Annotated in this window: 12 protein-coding genes and 1 riboswitch; of the genes, 6 read left to right on the top strand and 6 right to left on the bottom strand. The window is 68.3% G+C overall.

The window, feature by feature from the left end:
• The first annotated feature begins 12 nt into the window (after positions 1–12).
• From AFR_RS01600 to AFR_RS01580, 5 genes are all read left to right on the top strand, one after another.
• Positions 13–648, top strand: coding sequence for a hypothetical protein (locus tag AFR_RS01600; protein ID WP_023357542.1), 636 nt, complete (start codon positions 13–15; stop codon positions 646–648).
• Positions 645–1,001, top strand: a complete 357-nt coding sequence (locus AFR_RS01595; RefSeq protein WP_023357541.1) for a winged helix-turn-helix domain-containing protein — start codon at positions 645–647, stop codon at positions 999–1,001. Before AFR_RS01600 ends, AFR_RS01595 begins: the two co-directional genes overlap by 4 nt.
• Positions 998–1,864, top strand: a complete 867-nt coding sequence (locus AFR_RS01590; protein WP_023357540.1) for an ABC transporter ATP-binding protein — start codon at positions 998–1,000, stop codon at positions 1,862–1,864. Before AFR_RS01595 ends, AFR_RS01590 begins: the two co-directional genes overlap by 4 nt.
• Positions 1,865–2,124: 260 nt before the next feature.
• Positions 2,125–2,865 (top strand): ABC transporter permease, encoded by a 741-nt coding sequence (locus tag AFR_RS01585; protein ID WP_023357539.1) that lies wholly within the window; start codon positions 2,125–2,127, stop codon positions 2,863–2,865.
• 82 nt (positions 2,866–2,947) lie between these two features.
• Positions 2,948–3,718 (top strand): VOC family protein, encoded by a 771-nt coding sequence (locus tag AFR_RS01580; protein ID WP_023357538.1) that lies wholly within the window; start codon positions 2,948–2,950, stop codon positions 3,716–3,718.
• A 294-nt stretch (positions 3,719–4,012) separates the two neighbouring features.
• On the opposite strand, the gene AFR_RS01575 is transcribed toward AFR_RS01580, so the two are convergent.
• The 5 genes from AFR_RS01575 to AFR_RS01555 all read right to left on the bottom strand — a co-directional run bounded on the left by AFR_RS01575 (position 4,013) and on the right by AFR_RS01555 (position 8,544).
• Positions 4,013–4,774, bottom strand: coding sequence for an ABC transporter ATP-binding protein (locus tag AFR_RS01575; RefSeq protein ID WP_041841667.1), 762 nt, complete (start codon positions 4,772–4,774; stop codon positions 4,013–4,015).
• The gene (locus AFR_RS01570) at positions 4,774–5,847 is read right to left on the bottom strand and encodes a FecCD family ABC transporter permease (protein ID WP_041841666.1); all 1,074 of its coding nucleotides are present in this window, start codon (positions 5,845–5,847) and stop codon (positions 4,774–4,776) included. The genes AFR_RS01575 and AFR_RS01570 overlap by 1 nt, the downstream gene beginning before the upstream one ends.
• 248 nt (positions 5,848–6,095) lie before the next feature.
• Positions 6,096–7,013 carry an ABC transporter substrate-binding protein gene (locus AFR_RS01565; RefSeq protein ID WP_041840508.1) on the bottom strand — a complete coding sequence of 306 codons (918 nt, stop codon included), beginning with the start codon at positions 7,011–7,013 and terminating at the stop codon, positions 6,096–6,098.
• A gap of 83 nt (positions 7,014–7,096) precedes the next feature.
• Positions 7,097–7,235: riboswitch (cobalamin riboswitch) on the bottom strand.
• A gap of 96 nt (positions 7,236–7,331) precedes the next feature.
• Complete coding sequence (locus tag AFR_RS01560) at positions 7,332–7,901, bottom strand: TetR/AcrR family transcriptional regulator (protein ID WP_193786347.1); 570 nt, start codon at positions 7,899–7,901, stop codon at positions 7,332–7,334.
• Between the two features lie 40 nt (positions 7,902–7,941).
• Positions 7,942–8,544 (bottom strand): SLATT domain-containing protein, encoded by a 603-nt coding sequence (locus tag AFR_RS01555; RefSeq protein WP_023357533.1) that lies wholly within the window; start codon positions 8,542–8,544, stop codon positions 7,942–7,944.
• 152 nt (positions 8,545–8,696) lie between these two features.
• On the opposite strand from AFR_RS01555, the gene AFR_RS01550 reads away from it, so the two are divergent.
• Positions 8,697–10,910, top strand: coding sequence for a metallophosphoesterase family protein (locus AFR_RS01550; RefSeq protein ID WP_023357532.1), 2,214 nt, complete (start codon positions 8,697–8,699; stop codon positions 10,908–10,910).
• On the opposite strand, the gene AFR_RS01545 is transcribed toward AFR_RS01550, so the two are convergent.
• Positions 10,907–11,446 carry a hypothetical protein gene (locus tag AFR_RS01545; RefSeq protein ID WP_148307846.1) on the bottom strand — a complete coding sequence of 180 codons (540 nt, stop codon included), beginning with the start codon at positions 11,444–11,446 and terminating at the stop codon, positions 10,907–10,909. The two genes, AFR_RS01550 and AFR_RS01545, sit on opposite strands and share 4 nt — an antisense overlap.
• Between the last annotated feature and the right edge of the window lie 53 nt (positions 11,447–11,499).

The following is an 11,499-nucleotide window of genomic DNA, read 5'->3' as shown; positions in this document are numbered from 1 at the left end:
AAAGTTCTTTGCATGGACCACGAGGATGACGAACTCCCACCGACCGACCCCGCTGAGTCACTGCGGCTCATCGAGTCTCAGCGCGCCCTGACCGAGCGCCGGCTCACCCCCGACCCGCGACTGCTGCTGTGGCCGTGGGGTGTCGCCTGGCTGATCGGTTTCGGCGTCTTCTTCCTGCGCTTCGGTCCCGACGGCCGGATCTTCGTGGACATGCCCTCCTTCGTCCCGCTGACGGTCCTGCTCGGCCTGATCACCCTGGCCGGCATCGTCACCGGCGTGGTCGGCGCCCGGGCCGGCCGCCAGGTCAGCGGCCCTTCCTCCCGCCAGGGCGCCATGTACGGCATCACCTGGTCCGTCGCCTTCATCGGCATGGCCGTGCTGTTCAGCAAGGTCAGCAACCTGCTGCCCGAGCCCGAGGCCAACCTGCTCTGGGCGGGTGCGATGGTCGCCCTCACCGGCGCCCTGCACATGGCCGGCGGCGCCGTCTGGAACGACCGCAGCCTGTTCATCCTCGGTGCCTCCATCAGCTTCGTGAACGTCGTCGGCGTGATCATCGGGCCCGGCTGGCACGCGTTGATCGTCTCGGTCCTCGGTGGTGGCGGGATGCTCCTCGCCGGCCTCCTCTCCTGGCTGCGACTGCAGCGATGACCGACGGCACCCGCCCGCCGATCGAGGACGGCGGCGGCATCCCCGAGCTCGACCCGGTGATCCACGCCCAGGCCCGGCTGCGTGTCGTGTCGGCCCTCTCCACCCTGCGCGAGGCCGACCGGATCGCCTTCCCCCGGCTGCAGGACATCCTGCAGATGACCGCGGGCAACCTCTCCGTGCACCTGCGCAAGCTCGAGGACGCCGGTTACGTCGAGGTCACCAAGACCCATCAGGGACGGACGCCGGCCACCCTCGTCCGGCTCACCCGGCGCGGCCGGCTGGCATTCGAGGACTACACCGCCGCGCTGCGCGCCCTGCTCGCCGGCGGCACCAACCTCCAGGAGGAGTCGTGATTCTCGCCCGCGCCATCGACGCCACCCGCCGCTACGGCGACGTGACGGCCGTCGACCAGCTCAACCTCGACGTCGACACCGGCGAGCTCGTCGGCCTCCTCGGCCCGAACGGCGCCGGCAAGAGCACCCTGGTCAACCTTCTCACCGGCGTACGCCGTCCCAGCTCCGGCAAGGTCGAGCTGTGCGGCGGTGACCCGCGTGATCCCTCCACGCGCCGCTTCCTCGGCGTGACACCGCAGGAGACCGGCCTGCCCGGCGCGCTGCGTGTCGGCGAGGTCGTCGACTTCGTCCGCGCGCACTATCCCGACCCGCTCAGCAAGGACGAGCTGCTCGCGAAGTTCGGACTGTCCGACCTGGCCAAGCGCCAGACCGGTGGCCTGTCCGGCGGCCAGAAGCGGCGGGTCGCGGTCGCGCTGGCCTTTGTCGGCCGCCCGCGCATCGTCTTCCTGGACGAGCCCACCACGGGTCTCGACGTGGAAGCCCGGCACGCCCTGTGGCAGGGCATCCGCGAATTCCACGCCGACGGCGGCACCGTGGTGCTGACCAGCCACTACCTCGAAGAAATCGAAGCCCTCGCCCGGCGGGTCGTAGTCATCGGGGGCGGCCGGGTGCTCGCGGACGACACCGTCTCCGCGGTGCGCGGCCTCGTCGCCATCCGCCGGGTGAGCCTCACCTCGGGCGTACCCCTCCCCGACCTTCCGGGTGTGGTCAGCACCGAGCAGGACGGCGACCGCCTGCACCTCCTGACCGCGGATGCCGACCGGCTGGTCCGCGACCTGGTCACCCACAACGTGGCGTTCCGGGACCTCGAGGTCCGGCCGACGTCGCTGGAAGAAGCCTTCCTCACCCTGACCGCAGCCTGACTTTCCCATCATGGCTTGCTCACCCTGACCGCAGCCTGACTTTCCCATCATGGCTTGCTCACCCTGACCGCAGCCTGACTTTCCCATCATGGCTTGCTCACCCTGCCCTTTCGCGGCTCAGCCTTCCACCGGCCGCCGGTCCTGAGCGGTTGTCCACAGTCCGATTTGTCGAGCCCGAGTTATCCACAGGCCGATCAGCCGCGGACCGTTTTCCTGCCACAGTCCTGCCTGACCCACGCACTCCGAAACCGGAGGTCCTCATGGCATCCCTCGCCCTGACCCATGCCCGTTTCCAGCTGCTCGAGACCGTGCGCATCCCGATGGCACTCATCGGCAGCGCGTTCTTCCCAGCGTTCTCGATGATCTTCTTCGTGGTGCCGTTCGTCGGCAGTGATCCCGTTTACGCCACCTATGCGACCGCCTCGATGATCACTTTCGTGGTGATGACCAGCAACCTCTTCCAGTACGGCATCGGAGTCGCCGAGGACCGTGCCCAGCCCTGGGACCCGTATGCGCGGACCCTCGCCGTGGGCGCCGGGCCGCGCTTCCTGGGCCGCATCATGGCCGGCCTGATCCTGATGACCGCGTCGCTGCTCCCGGTCGTGGTGATCGCGGCCGTCGCGACCGAGGCGACGATCACCCTCGGCGGGTTCCTGGCCGCGGTCGGTGCGGTCATCGTGATCTCGGTGCCGTTCACCCTGATGGGCCTGGCCATCGGCTACTCGCTGCCCGCCAAGGCAGCCATCGTGGTGGCGCAGGTGCTGTTCTTCCCGCTGGCCTTCGGTGGCGGGCTGATGACCGCACCGGGCAGTGCCCCGGGCTTCGTCGAGACCATCGCGCCGTACCTGCCGACGGGCGGCGCGGCCAGGCTGATGTGGGCGGCAGTGGGCGACTTTCCCTTCGACCTCGCATCGACAGCCGCCTTGGTCGCATGGACTGTCGCATTCGCTGGGGTGGCTGCATGGGCCTATCGACGCGACGAGGGTCGGCGGTTCAGTTGAACTTCCGACTGAGCGGCCCCGTACCTCGCATCGCGGTGTAACGATTCACGCGTTGTCTGCCGCAGGCCCCGAGGAGCAGGTCATGACCCCACCAACACCCGGTGTACCGAACTGGGTGGATCTGGGAACCGCCGACCTGGGGGACGCGATCCGCTTCTACACGGAACTGTTCGGCTGGGAGGCCGAGGTGTCCGGCGAGGAATACGGCGGTTACACCACGTTCCGCCTCGACGGGCGGGCCGCGGCGGGCGCCGGCCCTCTCTACGGCGAGGGCCAGCCGACGGCCTGGAGCACCTACATCGCAACCGACGACGCGGACGTGATCGCCGCCCGCGTCGAAGCCGCCGGCGGCAAAGTCCTGGTGGCACCGTTCGACGTCATGTACCAGGGCCGCATGGCCGCCTTCCTCGACCAGGCCGGCGCACCCTTCAGCGTCTGGCAGTCCGGCACGATGCACGGCGCCGACGTCTTCGACGCCCCGGGCGCCCTGACCTGGAACGAACTGACCACCCGCGACGTGGAAGGCTCCGCCGCCTTCTACGGCGAGGTCTTCGGCTGGGTCGCCCGCGAACGCTCCATGGGCGAAGGCATGTCGTACATCGTGTGGGAACAGAACGGCCAGCAGATCGCCGGCATGCAGTCGATGGACAGCGAGCAGTGGCCCGACGACCTGCCGCCACATTGGATGATCTACTTCGCGGTGGCGGATTGCGACGAGTCTGCGGTTTATGCGCAGTCGCTCGGGGGGCGGGTGCTGCGCTCACCGACAAGCTTGCCGATCGGCCGCTACGCAGTCCTGGACGACCCCCAGGGCGGCACCTTCTCCATCCTCCAAACCACCCGAAACACCTAAAGCCCAGCCCCGAGCAACGCAGACTCGCCGGCGTTGCCGACCAGCCGGCCCAAGCCACTTACGCGCGCTAGCGCTGGCAGTTTGCACGATCCGAGCCACCCACCCCGCTAGCGCCGGCGGCTTGCACGACCCGAGCCACCCACCCCGCTAGCTCTGGCGGCTTGCACGACCCGAGGCACTCACGCTCACCAGGCCGGCGGCCTGCACGACCCGGGCCACAGCACCGCGGCCTGCAGACGCAGGGTGTCGGCCACCGCCCGGCGCCGCCGTCGAGGCCTCCTGGCGCAAATGCTGTCAGCGCCTCACCGGTACGACGAGGGGGCCTTGCTCGCCGTCGATGACTTTGACGCGTACGCGGTAGTGCTTGGCCAGGAGTTCTTCGGTCAGCACTTCGCGGGCGGTGCCGGCCGCCACGACCCGGCCACCGGCGAGCAGGACCATGCGGTCGGCGTATTCGCCCGCGATCGACAGGTCGTGCATCGTGGCCAGGACGGTCAGCCCTCGCTCGCCGCGCAGCCGGTCGACCAGTTCGAGCACCTCCTGCTGATGGCCGATGTCCAGTGCGCTGGTCGGCTCGTCGAGGAGCAAGGTCCGCGCGCCCTGGGCCAGCGCCCGGGCGAGGAAGACCCGCTGCCGTTCGCCACCGGACAGCGTGTCGAGACGCCGCGACTGCATGCCTGTCAGGTCCAGCGCGGCCAGCACCTCGTCGACCGCGGCCAGGTCGGAGGCGGACTCCCGGCCCAGCGCCGGGATGTAGGGCGTACGCCCGAGCAGCACATAGTCGAGCACCAGCATCCCGACCGGCACCACCGGCGTCTGGGCTACGGTCGCAACCGTGCGGGCACGTTCGCGGCGGGAAAGCTGGTTGATCGTGGTGCCGCCCAGGCTGATCTCGCCGCTGAAGCGCAGCAGCCCACCGATGGCCCGCAGCGCGGTGGATTTGCCCGCACCGTTCGGCCCGATGATCGTGACCCACTCACCCTCGGCGACGTCGAGGTCAACACCGTCGACGATCACCGAGCCACCGAGTTCGACCCGCAGACCACGGACGCGGATCACGAGACCCGGCTCTTCCGCAGCACGATCGCAAAGAACGGCGCTCCGAAAAACGCCGTCACCACACCGATCGGAATCTCCGCCGGACTCGCCACCGTCCGCGCGAACAGATCCGTCAACGCCAGGAACGCCCCGCCGAACAGCACCGACAGCGGCAGGATCGACCGGTAGCTCGGCCCCGCCAGCAGCCGCAACGTGTGCGGCACGATGATGCCGACAAACCCGATCAGCCCCGAGACCGACACGGCCGCCGCAGTCCCCAGCGAAGCCGCGACGATCAGCAGGTAACGGCTGCGCTGAGGGTGCAGCCCGAGACTCGTCGCCTCCTCGTCCCCCACGGTCAGCACGTCAAGCTCGCGGCGCTGCGAGAGCACGATCGCACCGGTCACCGCCGCGTAGGGCAGCAGGAGCAGCACGTCATGCCAGCCCGCGGTGGCGAGCCGGCCGAGCAGCCAGGAATACACCTCACGCAGCGATTCCACATTTTGCTGCATGAGGTAGGTCTGCGCGGCGGCCAGAAAGGCGGACACCGCCACCCCGGCCAGGATGAGCGTCGCGGGACTCCGCGCCCGGCCGCCGGCCCCACCGAGCAGCCAGGTCAGCGCAACAGCAACGATCGCACCCACAAAAGCGGCCAGCGGAACACTCACCGGCAGGTTCGCGGTCGCGTCACCCGCCGCGTTCCGAAAGGCGATCACCGCCGTGACCCCGAGCCCAGCCCCCGCCGCCACCCCGAGCAGATGCGGATCGGCGAGGGGATTGCGGAAAACGCCCTGGTACGCCGCCCCGGCCAGCGCCAGCATGGCCCCGACCAGCAGCCCGAGAACCACCCGCGGCAGACGCAGCTCGGTGATGATCGCGATTTCCCGCTCGTTGAGCCCGCTGTGAATCCGCACCCCCGGCACAAGATTCAGCAGCTCAGCCGCAACCCCGGCAGGCGGCAACGTGACCGGCCCGAAGGCAATCCCGGCGACCAGCGTCACCACCAAAGCCACAACCCCACCGACCAACCACCCGACCCGGAGCCCCGCCGGCCGCGCTCCCCGCACAGAGGACCGACCACCACCATCCAGAAGCCGGTCGACCTCAGAAAAGGAATCAGCCTGCGCAGCCAGGTGACCTCCGGCCAAGCCACTGAACCCAGGTGAAGAATCACCAGCCCCGGCCGAGCGACCGATCCCGTGTGACGAGTCATCCTGCCCAGACCCGCCGACCCCAGTTGAGCCATCGACCCCTGGCAAGGCAGTGCTTTCCGCGGGCTGATCGGTCGGGGGTGACCGGTCAGCCTGCGGTGCGGAATCGGCCGGCCGGGGCCGGTCGGTCACGCCGGGACCTTGGACACCGCATCGGCGACCGACTGCACCAGGTCCACCACGCGCGGGCCCCAGCGCGAAGCAATGTCGTCGTCCAGCGACACGATCTGGTCTTTCTGCACGGCGGTGACCGCCGACCAGCCCTTGCGGGCCTTGACGGTGGCGGGTGACTGCTGGCAGCACTTGGTGTCGGCCAGGAAGATCAGGTCGGGGTTGGCCTTGATCAGGGCTTCCGGCGACAGCTGCGGGTAACCGCCCTTGGAGCCGTCGGCGTCGGACGGGTCAGCGACGTTCTCCAGGCTGAACAGCCCCAGAACCGAGCCGATGAAGGTCTTCGACGTCGCGGTGTAGAGCGCCGGGTCCAGCTCGTAGTAATACGTGAGCTTGGACGGGCGGGCCGGTACGCCCTTGACGATCTTGTCGATCTGGGTGCGCATGCGGTCGGTCAGGGCTGTTGCTTCGGTCTGGTGACCGGTCAGGCGGCCGAGCTCGTCGATCTCGCGGTAGGTGTCGTCGAGGACCTTGGCCGCCGGGACGAGCAGGACCGGGATCTTGAGTTTGCCCAGCTGGTCGACGATTTTGTTGAGGTCGTCGGTGGCCACGACCAGGTCGGGGTTCTTGGCCGCGATAGCTTCGGCATTGGGCTTGAATCCGGACAGGTCGGTCTTCGGCGCGTCGGCCGGGTAGGTCGACTGGTCGTCGACCGCCACCACCTGCGGGCCGGCGCCGATGGCGAACAGCATTTCGGTCGCGCTCGGGCCGAGCGACACGATGCGCTCGGGTCGCTGGGCCAGCGTCACGCCGCCGGCCGTCACCGGATAGGCCGCGCTGCCACTCGACGGCGCAGCGCTGGGAGGCTCTTCCGAGCCGCAACCGCTGAGCAGCAAGGCAGCCGTCGCAACGACTGCCGTCAACATCCTTTTCATGCTGGTCCTCCTGTCGGCCGAGGCTGTGGTGCTTCGCCGACCGGAGATGTCACCGGCCCGCGAGGCGCCCCTCCCCGGGAGCGCTGAATCGCGACCGACGCGCAGGCGACCTGGCTTCACCCCGGGCACGGCGGGGCTCACAGTTGCGGGACAGCGCCGGAATCCCACCGGCTTCGCTGCGACGCGGTCCCATCGAAACTAGCCCACCGGTCCGACAGAAAAACCGAAGACCCTCAAGGTCCAATTCCGGTCGTAGCCGGGTGCGGGGTACGGACCGTCGCTCCCGCCGAGAAAGGGCTGCGTGAGTGGCCCGGCGCGTCAGGCCGTGACGTCGGTGCGCGGCAGGCTGGCGAGGACCATGGCCACGACCTGGTCGAACGTGGTATCGACGTCCTCACCCATGCCGAATCCGCCGTTGGCCTCGATGTCGGCGAAGCCGTGGGCTGTGACCCGCAGGCGCCGGGTGGCGTGGGTCGTCTCCGACTCGTCGAGACCGTACCCGCGCAGCACCGCGAAGAAGACGCCCAGCAGCGCGCCGCTCGCCTCCGCCAGGGCTTCATGGCGCAGCGGGTCGAACGGGATCAGGGCATAACGCCCGGGGTGCGTCACCACATAGGACCGGTATGCCTGCATCAGCGCTGCCACCGCGTCGTCGCGGCTGCGACCCATCACCACGGTCGAGAGGGTGGCGGTGACGTCGCGCAACACGCGCAGCGCCATGAGGTCGCGGAGGTCGGCCAGGCTGCCGACGTGCTTGTAGAGCGACGGCGCGGCAACACCGGCCCGGTCGGCGACGGCTGCAAGACTCAGGCCTTCGAGGCCCTTCTCGTCGACCAGGGTCAGCGCGACCGCGACCACCGCGTCGGCACTGAGACCAGCCCTAGGCACGTTGGCTACCATTCATAACCAGTAGGCTAACTCACATAGTTCAAGAACGCTGCTCCCCGCCCGCGGGCAGCTGCGGATCGCGCGTCACGAAGTTGGTGATGTTCGTCCGGAATTCGGAGAGCCATTCGGCCGTCTCGGCGTCGATCAGGTCCGCGACATCGGTGGTGAATTGCTCGATCAGGTCGAGGCCGATCTTGATGGTGGTGGCATCAGCGCCGAATGCGGCTTCCGCATTCGCAGCCGTCCAGGCAAAACGGAACGCCGCGAGCCGCCTTTCCAGTGCGCGGGCTGTGGTGATGTCGCGCATCCAGCCCGAGGACAGGCCGAAGAAGTGGTCGAAAGCCACACAGCCGGCCGCGAGCGCCAGCATGATGTAGCCCCAATTGGCGCTGCGATCAGCGGTGGCTGCCAGCAACGGCGCTATTCCGCCGACAACCGCGAAGAGGATGGCGAGGACCCGCAACGACCGCGATCCGACCCGCTTCACCGCCTTGTCGCGCAGATACCAGTCCCTCGCCTCGGACGCGGATTCCTCGGCCCAGACGCGCAGACGGTCCAATGTCGCCGCCGGATCCCGCCAATCCTCGACGGTCGGCACAGGCATCGCGGCCGGTTGCAGATCACGCTTGCGGCGGTTCCCCATGGCACACCACCTTTTCCGTCAGGGATTGACACGCGTCAACCTTACTCATGACTAGGCAGACACCTTGGCCACCTTCCGTGTACTGGCGCCTACTCTGCGCAAACCTTACGATCAATAGCACGGAAAGCGAATAGGCCAACTCGGAGGGTGACATGAGCCTCATCCTTCATCTCTCCGACCTTCACCTCTCCCCACCCGACGATCGCGAAACGGTCGGCGATCACAAGATCAATGTCATTCCCCTGCAAGACCGCGTACGCCGGACCGAGCTGATCCGGACGACTCTCCGTGAGCTCGGCCGTGCCCTCGCCAGTGGACGTCGCCCCCTCGACGCGGTCGTGATCAGCGGAGACGTGACCTACCAGGGGCGCGCCGACGGCTTCGACCTGCTGCCCCGCACCCTCGAGGAACTCGGCCCGGTCCTCCCCGACCCCGACAAGATCCTCGTGGTGCCGGGCAACCACGACGTCCGGTGGTATTCGGCGCCCTCCAGCGCGGAGCGCTACGAGCAGTTCCTCAGGCTCCGGACTCTCGGTTACCGCACACCGCTCCTCGAGGGGATCGACTTCAACCGGTACGGGGAGATGCCGAGTGCGCCCCCGCACCCGCCGACGGTGGTCGCCGAAGACGGCAGTTTTGTCCTCGTAGGGCTCAACACGGCCAATCACTGCGGCGTCGAGATGGAGACCACACCCGAGGTGCGGGCCGCCTACGCCGCGCTGGACAGCCGGGCCGGCACGGATCCCGACCTCAGGACTTTGCTGGACGACTGGAAGCTGCGCGGGCGTTTCGACATCGCCCGCCTGGGCCCTCACCAGCAGCGACACGCCTCGGACGCCCTCCGCGAGCTCGCACCCGAGGGCGCGGTCCGCATCGCCGTGATGCATCACCAGCTGCTGCCGATCAGCCCGGACGAGGAGGTCAAGCCGTTCGAGGCGCTGACCAACCTCGGCGAGGTGCGCGACTTCCTGGCCGGCAACAACATCGACCTGCTGCTGCACGGCCACAAGCACGTCGAGCACATCTACGCCGACCGCTACCGCCCCAGCTTGCGCGGCCTGAACAACGGCATCCGCAAACTACTCGTCTGCTCCGCCGGCACCGTCGGCCTGGGCCAGGCCTACGGCGGTGAGGTCGCGAAGCTGCTCACGATCGACGGCAAGCACCTCGCTGCCCGCCGCGTGACCGTCGAGAGTGTGCCCGCGACCCGCAACGGCATCCCGCTGATGGTGAGCGCGTTCCGCACTGAGTCGTACCGGATCGCCAACGACGAACCCGCCGAGACCGGCGAGATCACCGGGACCACCGCCCAGGACGTGCACGAGCAGCTCATCGACCTGTACGCGAAGGATCGCATCCAGCCGCGCTCGCCGCTCATCTGCCGATTCACCGACGGGCAGTCCGCGCTGAACCGGCCGGCGTCGTACCCGCCGCTGCCGCTCGGCCGGGCGAACGACGACGACTGGTTCGAGCGGATGACCGGTCTCTGGCAGCGGCACACGCCGATCCGGGGCATGCCGTTCAACCACGGCTCCCGCATCTACAACTACGGCGGCAACCGTGACCAGCTCGACGCCGCCGCCCAGACACTGTCGCGTGACCCGGCCAGCGGCAAGGCGCTCGTGGTCCTGCTCGAGCCGATGCGTGATCACCCCGACGGTACCGATCTGCGCTATCCCGCCTTCTGCCTGGCCCAGTTTGTCGTCGACGGCGACCGGCTCGACGTGGTCGCGTACTTCCGCAAGCAGGAGATGCGCTACTGGTGGGCGATCAACGTCGCCGAGCTGGCGATCCTTCAGGAACGCATGCTCGAGGAGCTGCGCGCCCTGGACGCCCAGTACGAGCCGGGCGAGATCACGACCGTCACGGCGATCCCGGTCGTGGCGGAGAAGGTCCCCCGCGTCGCCGTGCCGCGCATCGACCAGGTCGCTGACGAACAGCCCGGTGAGCTGGTGCGGCTCGCCCTGTCGGTGTGCGCCCGCGACTTCCCCGACCGCGACACGTTCGTCGACCAGTGGTCAGCGGTGGTCAACGACTGGCGGCCGGGCCTCACCGCCACCGTCGACGGCGATCCGGTCGCGACGTTCGGCCTCCAGGCCCTGGCCGAGGTGATCGAGAACGTCTCGCATGCCATCGGCACCGAGGACCGCGTCACGGAGATCATCAGCTGCTTGAAACAGATGCATCAGCAGAACGTCAGCTTCGCCACCAAGATGCAGAGCAGAAACAACTACAAACGTACGCACGAAGAATGGCGCCGGGAGGTGCAGCCGCTCGTCACCCGGCTGCTGGCGACCGTGAACCGCATCCTGAAGAGTCCCGATCACCCGCACCTCGTACAGGGGCCGCAGGACCGGACCGCCTAGCCGAACACCTCTTCGGACAGGCGTTCATTGGCGACCGTCGAGAGTTTGATCCCGAAGATGAAGATGTCGGGGACGCCGTCGTGGACAAATTCCTCGCGCTGTGTGCCCTCGGACGCGTCGAGCAGCTTTTCGACGAGCTTGGTGAGATGCAGCGTGAAGTGCCGAAGCTGAGAATATTTCGGCAGTCCCGCCACGTCGGCGTGATAGGTCGCGTCGTGGCGGAGCTGGGCCCGCTGCAGGTCGAGCAGGGTTTTGCTCGCCCGGACCGCACCACCGCCGTCGAAGCCGACACCGTGCAGCGGGTGACGGGACTCCAACGTGTCCAGTCGTTCCGCATAACGCTGCTGCAGATTGACGCCGAACGCGCCCGACAGCCGCCGGGCCATCTCCCGCAGGTCGGCGGCGGCGCTCAGCAGGGTGACGCGGTCGACCTGTTCGTTGTGCTCGGCGCGATCACAATGCCTGGCCAGCCCGCCCGCGATGCGGATCAGAACCGGCAACTCTGCCTGGAGCGCCAAATCGCCATTGACTGACACGTCTGCCATTATTCGCCTAAGAAAGTCGGTGCGAGTCGTCTTTTCGTTTTCCG

It is taken from the genome of Amorphoplanes friuliensis DSM 7358 (assembly GCF_000494755.1).
Taxonomy (GTDB): Bacteria; Actinomycetota; Actinomycetes; order Mycobacteriales; family Micromonosporaceae; genus Actinoplanes; species Actinoplanes friuliensis.
This window is presented reverse-complemented; position numbering and strand designations above follow the sequence as displayed.